General features: G+C 72.2%; 17 protein-coding genes. 10 read left to right on the top strand and 7 right to left on the bottom strand.

All coding sequences use genetic code 11. From position 1 onward, the window contains the following. The first annotated feature begins 66 nt into the window (after positions 1-66). From ACWCSU_RS20990 to ACWCSU_RS21005, 4 genes are all read left to right on the top strand, one after another. On the top strand, positions 67-972 hold the full coding sequence (locus ACWCSU_RS20990) for an NADP-dependent oxidoreductase (RefSeq protein WP_449936843.1): 906 nt from the start codon (positions 67-69) through the stop codon (positions 970-972). 175 nt (positions 973-1,147) lie between these two features. Further along, positions 1,148-1,300, top strand: a complete 153-nt coding sequence (locus ACWCSU_RS20995; RefSeq protein WP_357710513.1) for a hypothetical protein — start codon at positions 1,148-1,150, stop codon at positions 1,298-1,300. Between the two features lie 231 nt (positions 1,301-1,531). Next, positions 1,532-5,485, top strand: a complete 3,954-nt coding sequence (locus ACWCSU_RS21000) for a metallophosphoesterase (RefSeq protein ID WP_449936845.1) — start codon at positions 1,532-1,534, stop codon at positions 5,483-5,485. A gap of 76 nt (positions 5,486-5,561) precedes the next feature. After that, positions 5,562-6,683 carry a HupE/UreJ family protein gene (locus ACWCSU_RS21005; protein WP_449936846.1) on the top strand — a complete coding sequence of 374 codons (1,122 nt, stop codon included), beginning with the start codon at positions 5,562-5,564 and terminating at the stop codon, positions 6,681-6,683. Here ACWCSU_RS21005 and ACWCSU_RS21010 read toward each other — a convergent pair. Continuing rightward, the gene (locus tag ACWCSU_RS21010) at positions 6,640-7,614 is read right to left on the bottom strand and encodes a hypothetical protein (protein WP_357704958.1); all 975 of its coding nucleotides are present in this window, start codon (positions 7,612-7,614) and stop codon (positions 6,640-6,642) included. The genes ACWCSU_RS21005 and ACWCSU_RS21010 overlap by 44 nt on opposite strands. 90 nt (positions 7,615-7,704) lie before the next feature. Here ACWCSU_RS21010 and ACWCSU_RS21015 point away from each other — a divergent pair, with 90 nt between their 5' ends. Both ACWCSU_RS21015 and ACWCSU_RS21020 read left to right on the top strand, forming a co-directional pair. Then, positions 7,705-8,157 carry a MarR family winged helix-turn-helix transcriptional regulator gene (locus ACWCSU_RS21015; protein ID WP_357704961.1) on the top strand — a complete coding sequence of 151 codons (453 nt, stop codon included), beginning with the start codon at positions 7,705-7,707 and terminating at the stop codon, positions 8,155-8,157. After that, positions 8,154-8,912, top strand: a complete 759-nt coding sequence (locus tag ACWCSU_RS21020) for an SDR family oxidoreductase (RefSeq protein WP_449936847.1) — start codon at positions 8,154-8,156, stop codon at positions 8,910-8,912. Before ACWCSU_RS21015 ends, ACWCSU_RS21020 begins: the two co-directional genes overlap by 4 nt. Before the next feature lie 76 nt (positions 8,913-8,988). Here the strand turns inward: ACWCSU_RS21020 and ACWCSU_RS21025 are convergent, their stop codons facing one another. Then, positions 8,989-9,453 (bottom strand): ATP-binding protein, encoded by a 465-nt coding sequence (locus ACWCSU_RS21025; RefSeq protein ID WP_357704967.1) that lies wholly within the window; start codon positions 9,451-9,453, stop codon positions 8,989-8,991. A gap of 80 nt (positions 9,454-9,533) precedes the next feature. Here ACWCSU_RS21025 and ACWCSU_RS21030 point away from each other — a divergent pair, with 80 nt between their 5' ends. Continuing rightward, positions 9,534-9,872, top strand: a complete 339-nt coding sequence (locus ACWCSU_RS21030) for a hypothetical protein (protein ID WP_364092177.1) — start codon at positions 9,534-9,536, stop codon at positions 9,870-9,872. Further along, entirely contained in the window at positions 9,865-10,440 is a 576-nt protein-coding gene (locus tag ACWCSU_RS21035; protein ID WP_449936848.1) for a TetR/AcrR family transcriptional regulator, read from the top strand. The genes ACWCSU_RS21030 and ACWCSU_RS21035 overlap by 8 nt, the downstream gene beginning before the upstream one ends. Before the next feature lie 55 nt (positions 10,441-10,495). Here the strand turns inward: ACWCSU_RS21035 and ACWCSU_RS21040 are convergent, their stop codons facing one another. After that, complete coding sequence (locus tag ACWCSU_RS21040) at positions 10,496-11,041, bottom strand: TetR/AcrR family transcriptional regulator (RefSeq protein ID WP_449936851.1); 546 nt, start codon at positions 11,039-11,041, stop codon at positions 10,496-10,498. A gap of 94 nt (positions 11,042-11,135) precedes the next feature. Here ACWCSU_RS21040 and ACWCSU_RS21045 point away from each other — a divergent pair, with 94 nt between their 5' ends. After that, positions 11,136-12,059 carry a TIGR03620 family F420-dependent LLM class oxidoreductase gene (locus tag ACWCSU_RS21045; RefSeq protein WP_357704978.1) on the top strand — a complete coding sequence of 308 codons (924 nt, stop codon included), beginning with the start codon at positions 11,136-11,138 and terminating at the stop codon, positions 12,057-12,059. Positions 12,060-12,084: 25 nt separating this feature from the next. Here ACWCSU_RS21045 and ACWCSU_RS21050 read toward each other — a convergent pair whose 3' ends face one another. Continuing rightward, complete coding sequence (locus ACWCSU_RS21050) at positions 12,085-12,966, bottom strand: DNA-3-methyladenine glycosylase family protein (RefSeq protein ID WP_449936854.1); 882 nt, start codon at positions 12,964-12,966, stop codon at positions 12,085-12,087. Positions 12,967-13,082: 116 nt separating this feature from the next. On the opposite strand from ACWCSU_RS21050, the gene ACWCSU_RS21055 reads away from it, so the two are divergent. Continuing rightward, complete coding sequence (locus ACWCSU_RS21055; RefSeq protein WP_449936856.1) at positions 13,083-14,258, top strand: acyl-CoA dehydrogenase family protein; 1,176 nt, start codon at positions 13,083-13,085, stop codon at positions 14,256-14,258. Between the two features lie 23 nt (positions 14,259-14,281). Here ACWCSU_RS21055 and ACWCSU_RS21060 read toward each other — a convergent pair whose 3' ends face one another. From ACWCSU_RS21060 to ACWCSU_RS21070, 3 genes are read right to left on the bottom strand one after another with little or no spacing between them, the layout of a single operon-like run. After that, the gene (locus ACWCSU_RS21060) at positions 14,282-14,980 is read right to left on the bottom strand and encodes a phosphatase PAP2 family protein (protein ID WP_357704985.1); all 699 of its coding nucleotides are present in this window, start codon (positions 14,978-14,980) and stop codon (positions 14,282-14,284) included. Then, a complete protein-coding gene (locus ACWCSU_RS21065) occupies positions 14,967-15,692 on the bottom strand; it encodes a phosphatase PAP2 family protein (protein WP_357704987.1) in 726 nt (241 codons plus the stop codon). The genes ACWCSU_RS21060 and ACWCSU_RS21065 overlap by 14 nt, the downstream gene beginning before the upstream one ends. After that, complete coding sequence (locus tag ACWCSU_RS21070) at positions 15,689-17,251, bottom strand: phospholipase D family protein (protein ID WP_357704989.1); 1,563 nt, start codon at positions 17,249-17,251, stop codon at positions 15,689-15,691. Before ACWCSU_RS21070 ends, ACWCSU_RS21065 begins: the two co-directional genes overlap by 4 nt. Positions 17,252-17,302 lie beyond the last annotated feature (51 nt).

A 17,302-nucleotide genomic window follows, 5' to 3' on the forward strand; every position in this document is an offset into this window, starting at 1 on the left:
CGTCACATTCCGGGCCGCTGTCCCGTCCTGTCGTCGACAATGACGACGAACGGAGAGGTCATGACCATGAGAGCGATACGCGTTCACCGGCCCGGCGGCGACCTCGTCCTGGAGGACGCCCCCATGCCGCGCCCGGCCACCGGCGACGTGGTGGTACGCGTGCACGCGGCCGGTTTCGTCCCCGACGAGCTGGAGTGGCCGGGGACGTGGACCGACCGGGCCGGGCGGGACCGCGCGCCGTCCGTCCCCGCCCATGAGGTGGCGGGCGTGGTGTCCGAGGTCGCCTACGGCACCACCGGCCTGTCCGTGGGTGACCGCGTCTTCGGCCTGACCGACTGGCACCGCGACGGCGGCGCGGCGGAGTACGTGGCGGCCGAGGCGCGCAACCTCGCCCACATCCCCGCGAACGTCACCTTCACCGAGGCGGCCGCGCTGCCCCTCGCCGGGCTGACCGCCTGGCAGGGCCTGTTCACCCACGGCGGCCTGGAGGCGGGCCGGACGGTCGTCGTCCACGGCGCGGGCGGCGGCACCGGCACGCTCGCCGTCCAGCTCGCCCGCGAAGCCGGCGCGCACGTCGTCGCCACCGGCAGGGGACGGGTCGCGGGCCTGGCGGTGGAGCTGGGCGCGCACGAGTTCGTCGACCTGGAGCGGCAGTCGTTCGCGGAGGCGGTCGGGCCGGTGGACCTGATCTTCGACACGATCGGCGGCGACCTGCTCGCCCGCTCGGCGGCGAAGGTCAGGCCGGGCGGCGCGCTGGTCTCGATCACCGCGCCGCCGCCGGTCGCCCCCGAGGCGGGGCGGGCGGCGTTCTTCATCGTCGAGCCCGACCGGGCCCAGCTCGCCGAGCTGGCCGCGCGGGCGGGGGCGGGGCTGCTGCGCGCCCACGTCGGCGCGGTGTATCCGCTGGCCGAGACCGGGCAGGCGTTCCGGGCCAAGCGCGGCGTGCCGGGGAAGGTCGTGATCGAGATCTGAGGCCCGCGTCCGGGGCTGGTCCGTGGAGCGGCGGCCTGCGGTGGCAAATGTATGGATATTTCGGCCTATTGAGGAAACCTTGACCGGCCTGCCGTATGACCGTCCGGGCCACGGGCACGCGCAGTTACGGAGACAAGCGACTCGCTGACTCCCCGTATCGAAGGAAGGAACCGTCATGCCGCAGAACAAGGCCCGCAAGACGAAGTCGGGCGACAAGGACAAGGACAAGAGCCGCAGCTCCTCGACCCAGAGCCGCAGCACCGGGGACAAGAAGCCCTCCACCAACAAGTCCCAGGAGAGCAAGCACCTGCCGGGGCATCAGGGCTGACCCTGCCCGGCACGACGGCGTGACACCCGGCCCTTCGGGCCGCGGGTCACGCCGTCTCTTGTGTCGGGGTTGTTCCTGTCTGTTGGCAAATGACCAGAATGAGGAGACAGTTCCCCGTCCCTTCAGTCTCTCCATGCACAACGTTCACTCGTGCGCTCCAACGTGTCCGCTCGAAGGGCACGCCGCCTCATCGGCTGCCCGTGAACGTCATGGAAGGACCCGATGCAGCCGATGGCAGCACGACAGTTATTGGGCGGTTCAAGGAGCAGGGGACGGCTCGCCGTCACCACCGCGCTCGCGGCGGTGCTGGTGGGCGGTGTCGTGACGGCGGCCTACGCCGACCCGGGGGAGCAGGGCCGGGGACGGCCGACCCCCACCCCGACGAGCACCCCGGCCCCGCCCGCGCTCACCCCCGCCACCGGCTCGTACCTGGAGGGCACGGCGAAGCTCGCCGCCGTCCCGGTGAGCGCCGGTGACAGCGTCACGAAGCTCGACATCGACGGCGCCCCCGTCACCGCCACCCCGACGGTGGGTGTCTCCAAGCTGGCCTTCGACGTCGGCTCCAACTCCACCGAGGCGCAGTACCACAGCTACGTGCTGGTCAACGGCGCCTACAAGGCCGAGATCGGCAACTTCGTCAACCAGCGGGCCACCATCGAGATCCCGAACGGGCACCTGGTCAAGGGCGAGAACACCGTCGAGATCGTGGTCGGCACGATCCAGTCCTCCTGCGGGCAGAACCACGACGACTTCGTGCTGTCCGACGTGGGCCTCGAACTGCTCGGCGAGGTGGCCGACGGCGAGGACAACCCCTACACCTTCAACTTCGGCGACGGCAACTGCGGCAGCAACACCACGCTGCTCAAGCGCGCCACGCTCACGTTCTTCACCCAGTCCGACCCGCAGGGCACGACCGGCCTGGCCGCCGACGTGGACACCACCAAGCTGGCCAACGGCGAGCACGTCATCAGCGCCGCCACCGCGGCCGGGGGGACCGTCAGGAACACCGTGACGGTGAACAACGCCCCGGCCGGCGCGCCGCGGCTGCTGCCCACCGACGGCACGCTCGTGGCCGGCGCCAAGACGGTGTACGCGACCGTCCCGGCGGCCGGATCCGGCGGCGTCGAGTCGCTGACCGTGGACGGCGGCAAGCCGGTCACCAAGGCCACGCTCGGCAACGGCGCCGCCATGCTCGCCTTCGACGTGGGCGCGGACTCGATCGACGACAAGTACGACAACTTCCTGCTGGTCAACGGCAAGCGCATCGACCTGGGCGGCACCTGGGCGAGCCGGCGGGTGACCGTCGCGGTCCCGGCCAGGTTCCTGGTGCCCGGCGAGAACACGATCAAGGTCGTCACCGGCGACTACAAGGAGTCCTGCGGCGTCAACCGCGACGACTTCACGATCGCCAACCTCGCCCTGACCCTCGACGGCGCCACGGTGACCGGCCAGGACGTCAAGCCCTCGTACGCGCTGGGCGACGGCGACTGCGGCAGCGACCAGGCCCTCCCGCGCGAGGCCGAGCTGCGCTGGACGATCGACGCCACCGCCGTGCACGTCACCGAGACGCTCGGCTCCGGCCAGGCGATGCTCGGCTTCACCGTGGGCAGCAACTCGATCGAGGCGCGCTACCAGAACTTCGTGCTGGTCAACGGCCAGAAGGTGGTGCTCGACGGCGACTTCGTGAGCCGCCGGGTGGACCTGCCGATCCCGAACGAGTACCTCGTGCCCGGCTGGAACACGATCGACTTCGTGGCCGGCACGTACCCGACGTCCTGCGGCGCCAACCGGGACGACTTCACGATCTCGAACATCGTCCTGACCCCGGCGCAGGGCACCGCGACCGGCCAGATGATCAAGACCTCGTACGGCATGGGCGACGGCAACTGCGGCGACACGGTGAACCCGCTGACCGAGATCGACCTCGAGTTCCTGGTGGACGCCCCGGCCCGCGGCCTGCGCGCCGACCTCGACACCACCGCGATCAAGGACGGCCGGCACACCCTGGCGGCGAAGTCCACCTCGGGCGAGACCGCCGCCCGCGTCCTGATCACCGACAACTCCGCACCGAAGGTCGCCAGGAGCGTCCCCGCCGCGGACGAGAAGATCACCGCGACGGTCGTCCTGGACGTCAAGCTCGAAGACGCCTCCGGCGTCGTGTCCGGGCCGGACGTCAAGCTCGACGGCCAGGCCGTGGAGCTGGGCGCCAAGGTGGGCCCCGGGCTGAAGGCGGGCCGGCACACGCTGTCGGTCACCGGCGTCGACGGGCTCGGCAACACCGCGGCCCAGGAGATCGTGTTCGAGTCGGCCGGCATCCCGGACGTGCCCGCCGAGCTGACCCCGGCCCCGGGGACGGCCGACGTGTCCGACCCCGTCACGCTGTCGGCCAAGGTCGGCGAGCCCGGCGGTGGGCAGGTGTCGGCCACCTTCTCCGAGGCCAGGATCCTCACCCCGGACGAGGCGTACCAGGGCACCGCCACGACCCTGCCCACGACGCTGAAGGTGCCCGGCGAGCAGCGGGTCAAGGCCGAAGGGCTCGAACCCGGCGACGGCCGGACGCTCGACGCCCCCAGCGGCCGCGACCTCGTCTACCAGCGCTACGACGTCAAGGTTCAGGGCCACGTGGACTCGCCCGTCCTGCGCTGGGAGGGCGTCGTCGACCCCGAGCGCCTGGCCTCGCTGCGGGCGTGGAACACCAGGACCAAGGCGTGGGAGCTGCTGACCAGCGCCCGCGGCGCGGCCGACGGCAGGACCGTCCTGACCGCCGTGGTCGGCCCCGAGTACGTGGACCGGCAGGACGTGCACGTCATGGTGACCGGCGAGGACCCGTTCGCCGACGACATCGACCCCGGCGACCCGAACGGCTTCGCCGACCCCTCCACGTACGACTTCTCGATGGTGCACTTCACCGACACCCAGTACATCTCCGAGGGCGCGGTGGAGCAGGAGACCGCGCAGGAGCGCGCGGTGTGGGAGTCGGCCTACGCCGGGATCGTCAACTGGATCGCCGCCAACAAGGACCAGCGCAAGATCTCCTACGTCGCCCACACCGGCGACATCATCGAGAACAACATCCGCAAGCCCGCCGACGAGGCCATGCAGCGCGAGGTCGTCGGCGAGTTCGAGGTGTCGTCGAAGCAGCAGCGCGTGCTGGACGAGGCCGGCATCCCGAACGGCGTCATCGCCGGCAACCACGACAACCAGTCGGGCACCGAGGACGGCCCGGAGGCGATCTACAACAAGTACTACGGCCCGTCCCGCTACCAGAACGCCTCCCAGGGCTGGCAGCACGCCAAGTACGGCGGCCCGTGGAAGGAGGGCGACAACCAGAACCACTACGAGCTGTTCTCCGCGGGCGGCCTGGACTTCGTGGTCGTCGGCCTGTCGTACGGCGTGACCAGGGAAGAGGCCGAGTGGGCCGACTCGGTCTTCAAGAAGTTCCCCGGCCGTAACGGCATCCTGCTCTCGCACGACTACCTCGTGCCGAGCACCAACCCCGACGGCCGCGGCGCCGGCTTCTCCGCCCCCGACGGCTCGATGCTCTACAAGACCGTCGTCGAGAAGAACCCGAACGTCTTCCTCATCCTGGCCGGTCACGAGCACGGCGTGGGCACCAACGTGAAGCCGAAGGTCGGTCAGGTCGGCAACGGCGTGGTCGAGCTGCTGGCCGACTACCAGTTCTACACGGTCTCGGCCGACCGGCTCGGGCTCACCGAGATCGGCGGCTACAAGCCGGAGGACCAGCTCCAGTTCGGGGCCAGCTACTTCCGGCTGCTCCAGTTCGACGTCAAGCGGGCCGAGCTGAGCGTGGACACCTACTCCCCGCTGCTCGGCGACTTCGGCGCCGGCGAGTTCGACCCGCTGCGCCGCTACGACGGGCGCGAGGACAACATGGTCCTGCCCGTCGACCTCACCTCCCGGACGACGAGCTTCAAGACCGACTCTCTGGCGCTCTACAAGCCCACGAAGATCATCGGCCGGAGCGCCGCCGCCTCGGGCCAGGTCGCCTCGGTGACCTGGAAGCACCTCAAGAACGACACGGCCTACGCCTGGTTCGTCACGGCACGCTCGGCCGGCGGCGGCGTCACCGCCTCCGAGCCCAGCGTGTTCGTCACCAAGGACGAGCGCGGACGTCCCGGCAAGTGGGATCAGGACTCGCCCATGTACCGCTGGTTCACCCGCTGATCCGTCCCTTCCGCCGCCCCGGGCCCGCGCCCGGGGCGGCGCCCTTCCCCCCCCTCGACCCCTGGAGATAGAAGACATGCCTCGCTGGCGCTGGCCGTACGCCGTCGTCCTCGCCGTCATCCTCTGCGGCGCGCTGGCCGACCTGCTGCACCCCGCCCCGGCGGCGGCGCACGACGCCACCACGAAGGCCCACGCCGAGGTGACCGGTACGGCCGGGGACGTCAGAGTCGTGCTCGACCTGGAGTACGACCTGCTGATGAAGTCCGCCTGGCTCTACGCCGAGGCGTACGAGGCCAAGGAGCGCGCCGAGCAGCTCCGGCAGCTCGCGGCCAACCGCGACGCCGTGTTCGGCTACGTCACCCGCCGCTTCTCCGTCGCCCGCGGCGACCGGCCGTGCGTCCCCCGGCAGGTGGGCGAGGCGGACGTGCACCCGCGCGGCAAGGCCGCCTTCGCGACGCTGACCCTGGCCTACGCCTGCCCGGACGGGGGCGGGCCCACGATCTCCAGCGCCCTGTTCCCCGACGCCGAGTCGTTCGTCCACAGCACCCAGACGCTCCTGCGCTACGACCTCGACGGCGACGCGGGCTCGGCCGTCCTGACCGCCGGGAGCCCGACCCTGCGCGTGGGGGAGCGCGCCGCGACCGGTCAGATCGGCGAGTTCTTCCTGCTCGGCGTCGAGCACCTCGTCCTAGGCCTGGACCACGTCTTCTTCCTGCTCACCCTGATCATCGGCGCCCGCGGGGTGCGCGACGTCGTGGTCACCGCCTCCGCCTTCACGGTCGCCCACAGCATCACGTTCCTGCTGGCCGCGATGGGCGTGGTGAACGTGCCCGGCGCGGTCGTCGAGCCGGTCATCGCCGCCTCGATCGTCGTCGTCGCGCTCGCGAACCTCCTGGGCCGCGACCGGCCGGGCGCCTGGCGGCTGCCGGTCGTCTTCGCCTTCGGCCTGATGCACGGCCTGGGGTTCGCCGGCGCGCTCGACATCCGCGAGAGCGGGTCGTGGGAGCTGCTGCTGTCGCTGCTGAGCTTCAACGTCGGGATCGAGGTGACCCAGCTCGCGATCATCGCCGTGCTCTTCCCGCTGCTGGTGCTCCTGCGGCGGACGGCCGCGGCCCGCTGGACGTCGGCCGCGGTGTCGCTGTCCATCGTGGCGGTCAGCCTGTACTGGTTCCTCGACCGGATCCCGCTCCCGCTCTGAGCGCCCACAGGCGACGGGCCCCCCAGGCGAGCAGGGCCAGCACGCCGACCAGGAGGTATTCGATGGCCGGGATCCTGATCGCCTCGTTGGTGCCGGCCAGGTCGCCGCGCAGGGCGTAGACGACGATCAGGGCCGCCGCGTAGCAGCCGGTCAGCGCCCAGCGCGCGGCGCGCGACAGCCCCAGGCCGTGCATCTGGGTGATCACGAAGACGCCGAGGAAGCCGAACAGGAACATCGGCCACAACCCGTCCGGGCCCGAGGTCATGACGGCCACCAGGGTGCCGTGGACGACGACGGCCAGCTCCAGCGTCACCGTCCAGTAGCGGTTGGTGTGCGCCCTGGTGAGGAACAGGCTGCCCTGGAGCAGCAGCAGGAACATGTAGAAGAAGCCGATCAGGTGGCCGGGCGTGGACTCGGCCGGGTGGTACCAGAACGTGTAGACCGCCGCCCAGCTGAACAGGTAGCCGTGGTAGCGGCGGGCGAAGTCGACGATCTCCCGCTTGATGGGCGCGGGCTTGCCGAGGAACAGGCCGCGCCGCCGGTTCTCCATGATCAGGACGACCACCAGCAGCAGGATGACCGAGCCCTGGGAGCTGTAGATCGACACGTCCTGGGCCAGGCCGTCGTAGAACAGGTGGGTCTGCGCCGTGTGCAGGGCGATGAACCCGGTGTTGACCGCCAGCGCGACGACGTTGACCGGGTGGAGGCCGGCTGAGTAGCGGCGGACCCGGGTCTGGGCGTAGTGGATGAGCCACCAGGACACGATCTGGTGGGCGGCGTAACCGGCCCAGGCCGACAGCCTGGTCCACATGGTGGGCTCGGGCAGCTTCCAGTAGTACCAGGACGCGCCCTGGTCGGGCAGCAGCACCACGTCGTCCAGCCACCGGCCGAGGAACCAGATCAGGCCGGTCAGGACGGCGCTCGCGACCACCCCCGCGACGAGTACCGTCTCAGGACGGAGCGCGGCTAACGTTTTCTTTCTATGATGGAATACTTCCACGATAGAAATATAAGGGGTGACATGACGGCGTATGACCTGATGGTCCTCATCCGCCGGCTCAACGTGGAGAGCGACCGGTTCGTGGAGGGCTTCGCCGTCGGGCACCGGCTGCACAGGACCGACATGAACGCCCTGGTGGTCATCCTCGACGCCCACCGCGCCGGCCGGCCGCTCTCGCCGGGCGGGCTGGGTGCCGCCCTGAACCTCAGTGCCCCCGCCACGACGGCCCTCCTCGGCCGGCTGGAACAGGCCGGTCACGTCGTACGGCGGCGTGACGAGGGCGACCGCCGCAAGGTCGAGGTCGTCCTGAACGAGCAGGCCGTCGAGCTGGCGGGGGCGTTCTTCGCCCCGCTGGTCCGCCACCTCACCGCGGCGATCGACGCGTTCACCCCGGCGGAGCGGGAGGTCGTCGGCAGGTTCCTCGCGGACGCGATCGAGGCGACCGTGGCGGCCAGGAAGGAGCACGAGGCATGAGCGCGTCCCGGTCGATCGTGATCACGGGCGGCACCCGGGGGCTCGGGTTCGGCCTCGCCCGGTCGCTGACCGCCCTGGGGCACCGGGTCACGGTGTGCGGCACCGACCCCGTCCGGGCGGCCGAGGCGGGGGCCGAGCTCGGCGTGCCCGCCGTCGTGGCCGACGTCGCCGACCGCGCCCGCCTCCAGGACCTCTGGGACGAGGCCGTACGCCGGCACGGGCGGGTCGACATCTGGGTCAACAACGCCGGGATCTCCCACGACCGCCTCCCGCTGTGGCGGCTGCCCGCCGACGAGGCCCGCGCGGTGACGGAGGTCAACCTGCTGGGCACGGTCAACGGCTGCGCGGTCGCGGTGGCGGGCATGGCGGCGCAGGGCGGCGGCCACGTCTGGAACATGGAGGGGCTGGGGAGCGACGGCCGCACGGTGCCAGGGCTCGGCGTCTACGGCGCCACCAAGCGGGCCGTGACGTACCTGACCCGGGCGCTGGCCAAGGAGGCTCCCGAGGGAGTGACGGCGGGCCTGCTCAGCCCCGGCATGGTGGTCACCGACCTGCTGACGCACGGCTACTCGCAGGCCGAGCGGGCGCGGGCGGCCAGGATCTTCGCGATCCTCGCCGACCCGGTGGAGACCGTGGCGCCGTGGCTGGCCGAACGGGTGGTCGGCCGGGCCCGCAACGGCGCCCACGTGCGGTGGCTGACCCCGGCCAAGATCGCCTACCGCTTCGCCAGGGCCCCCTTCACCCGCCGCACCTGACCGACCGGCCCGCACCTGACCGACCGGCCCGCACCTGACCGACCGGCCCGTACCTGGCGGGCCGGGTCGCGGCCGCTCAGCCTTCCTGTTTGCGGACCAGGAAGCCGCCGCGGCCGTCGAGTTCCACGGCGTAGACGGCGTCGAAGCCGTCGGAGGCGCGCGGGCGGCGCAGTCGCCTGAGCGTGGCGAAGAGGCCCACCTCCGGGACCCGCGCCCGGCCCAGGCGCTCGGCGTTGCGCTGGAGGGACACCTTCACATTGGGCGGGAACCAGTAGGCCACCACCCGCGCGCCGTGCTCCCGGCCGGCCACAATGAGCGGCTGCCACTCCTCGGGCGAGGCGTTGGTGTTGTCCACGGCCACGTTCCGGTCCTCCTCCAGCGCCTCGCGGATCAGCCGGAGCTGGCGGTGCTGACGGCGGCGCGCGTTGGGGAAGTCGTCCTTGCTCACGTGCGCGTGCGTGGCGGCCAGGCAGCGCCGGTAGAAGGTGGACTTGCCGGAGGCCTGCAGGCCGATGAGTACGGCCACCTCCCGATCGATCATGATTCCACCCTATTGCTCCCTGGACAGGCTAACGTCGTTAGCCTAAAGTGTGGCTAACGCTGTTAGCCAAGGAGGACATCATGACCGCAGTGACCGTCAGGCGGGTGGCCGGCCGTTCCGGGTGGGCGCTGCTCGCCGCCTTCTGCCTCGCGTTCCTCGTCTTCGAGGTGGCCAAGTACGGAGGCGTCACGCCGGTCAGCTCGGCGTTGTTCGTGCTGGCGCCGTACGCGACCAGGTTCCGCGGGCCGGCGGTGCTGCACGACCTCGCTCACCGTCCGTGGATCCCGCTGGCCGTGCTGGTCGGTTACTCGGTCTCGCCGCTGGGCTGGGTGCCGGTCTTCACCGCGGGGCTGGCCTGGATGACGTACGTCGCGGTCGCCCGGTTCCTCGGTCACGGGCCGAGGAGCGCGCGTGGCTGACCTGTCGCCGCGCGCCGGGCAGATCGTCGCGGCGGCGCGCGAGCTGGTCGAGGCGGGCGGGGCGGAGGCGCTGACGATGCGCGCGCTGGCCGCGCGGCTGGGGATCCGGGCGCCGTCCCTTTACAAGCACTTTCCTGACAAGTCCGCCGTGGAGGCCGAGCTCATCGCCATCGCCCTGGCCGAACTGGCCGTCGCCCTCGAACGCGCCGAGCGCGCCGAACGTGACGGCGGCGGGGGTGGCGAGCGTGACGGCGGTGGGGGCGGGGGCGGCTTGGGGGCTCTCGGGCGGGCCTATCGGGCGTACGCGCTGGCTCATCCGCACCTGTACCGCCTGATGAGCGCCGGGCCGCTGCCGCGTGACCTGCTGCCCGCCGGGGTGGAGGAGCGGGCCGCGGCGCCGCTGGCGCGGATCGTGCGTGGCGAGGCCGCCGCGCGTGCCGTATGGGGGCTGGCCCACGGCCTGGTCGTGCTCGAACTCGACGGCCGCTTCCCGCCCGGCGCGGACGTCGAAGCCGCCTGGGCCGCCGGGATGTCCGCGTTCACGGCGTCCATGACCGCTGTCCGCTGAGCGGGATGGCCGTGCGGTGGTCGGTTGTGCGGTGGTCGGGCGCGGTCAGGGGCGGTCAGGGGCGGGGGTGCAGGCCGTCCAAGGTGAGGGTGAGCAGGCGGTCGGCGCGGGCCGGGTCGGGGGTGGCCTGGGCGATGCCCGCGGCCAGCTCAACCAGGTCGGACACCTCGACGTCCGCGCGTACGGCCCCCGCCTCCTGGGCGGGCCGCAGCAGCCGCGAGGCGGCGGCGCGCAACATCGCCCAGCAGTCGACCCCAGCGCCGTCCTGGGTGAGCATCATCCGCGCGCCGAGCCCCCGGTCGGTCATCGCGTGCGCGACCAGCGACCGCAGCCAGGCCACCAGCGCCTCGCCGGGCGGCAGCTCCTCGCCCGCCTCCTCCGCCCGTGCGCACAGCCGGGCCAGCCGCCCCTCGAACACGGCCACGAGCAGCGCCTCGCGCGTGGGGAAGTGCCGGTAGAGCGTGCCCGCACCGACGCCGGCCCGCCGGGCGATCTCGTTGAGCGAGGCGTCGGGCCCCTCCTCGGCGACCACGGCGATGGCCGCCGCCACCAGCTGGTCGTAGTTGCGGCGCGCATCGGCGCGCATCGCCCGTGCCGGCACTGGACACTCCCGCGGGTTGAATCGGAGAACATCTCCGATTATAGTCCCCGACGTAACCGGAGAGGCTCTCCGCATAGACGGGACGGTGTGACCCATGACCGACAACCCCCACCACGACGACGGCCCCCGCCTGGGCAAGGTGGGCCTGTGGACGTTCGCCTTCGACGACCGTCCGGCCGGGGAGCTGCGCGACGGCGCGGCCGAGATCGAGGAGCTGGGTTACGGCGCGCTGTGGTTCGGCGAGGGGTTCGGCCGCGACTCGGTGAGCCAGTCGTGGCTGCTGCTCTCGGCGACCAGGCGGATCACGGTGGCCGCCGGCATCGCCAACATCGCCCTGCGCGACCCGATCAGCATGGCCGCCGCCGAACGGGCGCTCAACGAGGCCCACCCCGGCCGGTACGTCCTGGGCCTCGGCGGCCACCGCATCAGCGACGGGCCGATCCAGATGGACGGCTACGCGATCCCCAGCCTCGGCCGGGCGGTGACCACGATGGGCGGCTACCTCGACGCCATGGACGCCGTCCCGCTGAACTCGCCGGCCCCGGAGCGCGCGCCGCGCCGCATGCTGGCCGCGCTCGGCCCGAAGATGCTGGACCTGGCGGCCAGGCGCACGCTCGGGGCGCACACGTACTTCGTGCCGGTCGAGCACACCGCGCGGGCCAGGCAGGCCATGGGCCCCGGCGCCCTGCTGGCCGTCGAGCAGGCCGTCGTGCTGCACCCCGACCCGGCCAGGGCCCGTGAGCTGGCCGCCGAGCACGTCTTCTTCTACCGCACCGGCGCCCCTCACCAGGCCGCCAGCCTGCGCAGGCTCGGCTTCGGCGAGGACGAGATCGAGCACGGCAGCGACCGGCTGGTGGACGCGATCGTGGCCCACGGCGACGTGGAGGCGATCGAGAAGCGCGTACGGGCCCACCTCGACGCGGGCGCCGACCACGTGTGCCTCCAGGTGCTCACCGACCGCCCCGGCGAGCCGCCCCTGCCCGAGTGGCGCGAACTGGCCGCCCTGACGTCCCTGTGAGCGTCGTGCTCGGCGGCCAGCGGGTTCAGTCCGCGGCGGCCCGGTAGCCGGTGGCGCGGAACAGGAACGAGGCCCACGACCGGTAGGGCCGCCACGACTCGGCGATCTTGCGGTAGGCGCTCGCCGGGGCGTCCTCGGGCAGCCCGTACGCCTCGCGCAGGATCCCGAACAACCGGGGCTCGTCGCCGGGGAACGCGTCGGGCGCGCCCGCCCCGCGGATCAGGATCAGACCGGCCGAGAACGGCCCCACGCCGGGCAGCGCGCGCAGCTCGGCCAGGGCGTCCTCGGGGGCGAGCGAGCGCAGGTGCTCGGTGGTGAGCACGCCGTCGAGCGCCGCCCTGGCCAGCCCGCGCAGCCACTCCTCCTTCTGCGCCGGCAGCCCGAGCCCGCCCGCGTCCACCAGGCTCACCGGCGGCGGGAACGCCTGGTACGCCTGCCCGTCCACGGTGACGGCCGCGCCGTAGCGGTCGGCGATGCGCTGCTTGATCCGCGAGGCGACGAGCATCGACGAGCGTTGCACGATCACCGCCCAGCAGGCCGCCTCCCACGGACTCCAGAAGCACACCGGCCGCAGCCCCGGGCGGTGCCGCTGCACGTCGCCGAGCACCGGGTCGGCCTCGCCCAGCTCGGCGAAGCCGCCGGCGTCCACGTCGAGGGAGAGGATGCGCGCGATCTCGCCCCGGATCGCCGGGCCGGGGGCGCGGGTGGTGGTGACGGCGACGCCGCCGGGAGCGGCGGTCACGCTCACCCCGATCGGCAGCCAGTCGGACTCGGCGCAGTAGGCGAAGCGCAGCGCCCGGCCGTCGGAGGGCAGCGCGCTGGTGGCCGGCCAGTCCTCGACGAAGCGCAGCGTCGCGCCGAAGTCGAACGGGCCCTCCGCGGTGAGCGTGAATCCGTGGGTGGTCATGGGCCGTATGGTAAGCGGCGCGGCGTACCCGGCTGACCGTCCGTGTGGCCTCCGGCGCGCAGGGTAGGGCGCTGGGACAGAGCCCGCCGCGCCGGCCCGAGGAAGGACACGAGGTCATGTCCGAGCTGCTGACCGGGGACTTCTACGAGTTCGAGAACCTGCTCTCGGCCGACGAGCGCGAGATCCTGCTGCGGGTGCGCGCCTTCCTGCGGGAGAAGGTCGTGCCCGTCGCGAACGACTGCTGGGTGCGCGCGGAGTTCCCCGTCGAGCTGGTGAAGGGCTACGCCGGCCTCGGCGTCGCGGGCCTGGCCCACCCCGAGTGCCCCGGGCCCCGGCCGAGCGGCCTGCTCAGCGGCTTCCTCGCCCTGGAGATGGCGCACGCCGACGCCTCGATGGCCACGTTCTTCGGCGTGCACACCGGGTTGGCCATGGGCAGCATCGCCGAGTGCGGCTCGGCCGAGCAGCGCCGGCGCTGGCTGCCCGCGATGAGCAGGATGGAGAAGATCGGTGCGTTCGCGCTGACCGAGCCGACCGGCGGCTCCGACGTGGCCGGCGGCCTGCGCACGACGGCCAGGCGCGAGGGCGACACGTGGGTGCTCGACGGCGCCAAGCGCTGGATCGGCAACGGCACGTTCGCCGACCTCGTCGTCGTCTGGGCACGCGACGCCGACGACGGCCGCGTCAAGGGCTTCGTGGTGGAGAAGGGCGCCCCCGGCTTCACCGCCACGAAGATGGAGAACAAGATGGCCCTGCGCACGGTCCAGAACGCCGACATCACGCTGCGCGTCTGCCGCGTCCCCGAGTCCGACCGGTTGCAGGAGGCCGGCTCCTTCCGGGACACCGCCAGGGTGCTGCGCCGCACCCGCAGCGGGGTCGCCTGGCAGGCGGTCGGCATCATGATCGCCGCGTACGAGATCGCCCTGGCCTACGCCAAGGAGCGCGAGCAGTTCGGCCGCCCGATCGGCTCCTTCCAGCTCGTCCAGGACCTGCTGGTCAGGATGCTGGGCAACGCCACCGCCTGCTTCGGCATGGTCGTCCGCCTGGCGCAGCTCCAGGACGCCGGGATCTACCGGGACGAGAACTCGGCGCTGGCCAAGGCGTACTGCACGACGCAGATGCGCCAGGTCGTCGGGTGGGCGCGGGAGCTGCTGGCGGGCAACGGCATCCTGCTGGACCACGACATCGCCAGGTTCGTCGCCGACGCCGAGGCGATCTACTCCTACGAGGGGACCAGGGAGATCAACACCCTGATCGTCGGCCGGGCCGTGACGGGGATCGGGGCCTTCGTCTGACCCGGCCGGCGAGCAGGCCCGCGCTAGTCGCGGACGGAGGCGGGACGCTTTCGGTCGCCCTTCACGGCCGCCTGCCGGGTGTCCCAGGTCCGGTAGAGGATCGACCGCGCGGCCACCACCACGCAGAACACCCCGAGCAGCAGCCCCCAGGTCACGTCCGAGAAGAAGTGCATGCCGCGGTAGAGCCGGGAGAAGGCGACGATCAGCGGGGCCGCGATCCCGATCGTCCAGATCACCACCTGCAGCGCCCGGTTGCGTACGTGCGTCGTCAGCACCAGCGCCAGCCCGCAGTAGAACGCGACGGCGGCGCTGACGTGTCCCGACGGAAAGCTGGAGGTCGGCGGCGCGGGGTCGAGGTGGTGCACCGGCGGGCGGCTGCGGCCGACCGGCTCGGTGGTGGCCAGGAAGACCAGCGACTGGCCCCAGACCGCGGCGATCATGAAGAACGACTCCCGCCAGCGCTTGTACACCAGCCGGAACAGGATCACCGCCACCGCCGTGAACGCCACCACGTAGGGCGTGTCCGACAGGCTGGTGCCGTAGTCGGTGAGCGTGTTCCACAGCGACGTGCGGATCGAGGCGAACTCCTTGCTCACGGCCACGTCGCCGGGCTGGGGGACGCCGACGATGAGCAGCCCCATGCCGTACGAGACGGCGCCCATCAGCACCAGAGGTAACACCAGCGACAGCGCGTAGTACCGGACATGCTCAGCTTTGCTCATCGGGCACCTTCACCGGTTCGGGTTCCATACCTTCCGACAGCGGCGCGGTGGGCCTGCGGCCCGTGTCGCGCCGCCACGTCTCGAACGCCGCCGCGGTCGCGGCGATCACCGCCACGCCCAGCACGATCCCCGCCACGACGTCGCTCACCCAGTGCACGCCGAGGGCGATCCTGGTGAAGCCCACCGAGACCACCACGAACCAGGCCAGCACCCAGGCGAGCCGCCGCCCCCACCGGGGCAGCATCGGCAGCAGGAGCAGGGTGACGACCCCGGCCCCGAGGGTCACGTTGACCGCGTGGCCGGAGGGGAAGGAGTCGCCGGGCGCCAGGGCGACGGGGTCGGGCAGGTGCGGCCGCACCCGCGCGACGAGGATCTTGAGGCCGAGCCCGATCAGGCCGCCCGCGGTGACGGTCGTGATCGCCCACAGCGCCAGCCTGCGCCTGCCGTGCATCAGCAGCCAGACCGTGAACGCGCCCACCGCGATCCGCCACGGCCACGGGCCGAACAGATCCGTCCAGACGATGAGCACCCGGGTCACGCCGGGGTGGGCGAGCGCGTACTCGTGCAGTTCGCGGGCCGCTCCGGCGTCCAGCTCGTTGAGCGGCATCTTGGCCACGACGAGCAGCAGGGAGAACGGGATCATGATGAGCGCGACGGCGAACGCCGCGACCGTCATCCGCGGCCCCAGCCTGTGGAGCAGGAACGTCTTCATCGGAACCTCCGCGATCTCCGCAGCTCCGGCGGCCGGCCGTCGGGGTCGACGGCGAACCGGTAGAGCGGCATGGCCATCGCCCTGCGGACCCTGGACAGCGTGGGGGCGGGGTGCGGGCGTAACCGGCCGGCCGGGCGCGGTCCCCGGCAGCCGGAGGAGTGCCAGTCCTCCAGCCGGGCCGCCGACCCGGCGAAGGCGTCGAACGCGGCGACCGGGTCGCACAGCTCGTCCCGGCCGGCCTCGGACTCCTCGTCCAGGTGCTCGGACATGAGCGTCAGCCGCAGGTCGCGGGCGAACCTCAGGGCGCCGTGCGGCGGCCTCGGGTCCTCCCGCTCGTCCAGGACGGCGCAGCTCAGCTCCGAGTCGTAGGTCCACGAGCGCAGGTTGACGTTGTCCGACCCGACCGAGGCCCACACGTCGTCCACCACGCACACCTTGGCGTGCACGTAGACGGGGGTGCCCTGGTGGTTCTCCAGGTCGTAGATCGCGACGCGGTCGCCGCCGGCGCTCGTCAGCCGGTTCAGCGCCTCGACCCGGCCGATCAGGCTCGCCGGGCCGGCCAGCCAGCCGTCCTGGTCGGGGTGGCGCGGGACCACGATGATCATCCGTAGCTCCGGCTCGCGCTCCAGCGCCTGCGCGAACGGCTCGATCACGTCCGTGGACCACAGGTACTGGTCCTCCAGGTACACCAGCGACCGGGCCCTGCCGAGCACCTTGTGGTAGGCGTGGGCGATGCTGCGCTCCCCGTCCGGCGCGAACGGGTACGCGCTGTGCCGGGCCGGATAGGTGCGCAGGAGCTGCACGTGGTGCGTGCCTGCGCGCGGGGGCGGCGGGCCCGGGTCGGGCAGCGGGGGAGCGTCGTCCAGCCTGCTCAGATGGTCGCGCAGGCGGCGCAGCGGGTCCCTGGTCTCGGGGGCCGGGTCCTCCCAGCGTTCGCAGAAGGTCTTCTCCACCTCGGCGACCGCCGGGCCGTGGATGGCGAGCTGGATGTCGTGCCAGGGCGGGCGGGGGCCGTACACGTCGGGCATCGGGCAGGACTGCGGGTCGCCCAGATGCTCGGCGTCGTCGCGGCGGCTGTGGCACAGGTCGATGCCGCCGACGAAGGCCACGTCCGCCGAGGGGTCGCGGTCGTGGCGGAGGATGACGAACTTCTGGTGGTGCGAGCCGCCCGGTTTGGTCCGCGTGTCGAGCATCGCCTGCCCGTGCGCGTTCTCGATCTTCTCGCCCAGGTGCCGGTTCTCGGCCGCGCTGAAACGCAGGCGGTCCAGGTGGGAGCGCCAGATGAGGCCCCTGACGATGACGCCGCGCTCGGCCGCGGCGCCGAGGGCCGCGCTCACCGTGGGCCCGTCGTCGGTCAGCCGCTCGTCGGGGTCGCCCCGCCAGTCGGCGAACAGCAGCAGGTCGTCCTTGCGCAGCGCCGCCAGGCGGCTGTTCAGCTCGGCGAAGTACGTGGCGCCGTGGATGAGCGGGCGTACCTCGTTGCCGCTGGACCAGGCGTCGAGCCCGGTCGCCCGGTTGTCGCGTTCCTCCTCGGTGAGGAACCAGTCCTGGATGCGCATTCGGCCACCGCTACCCGCATGAAAGCCATTCATAACCCCGCAAACCACGGG

The sequence above is a fragment of the Nonomuraea sp. NPDC001699 genome, assembly GCF_053596455.1.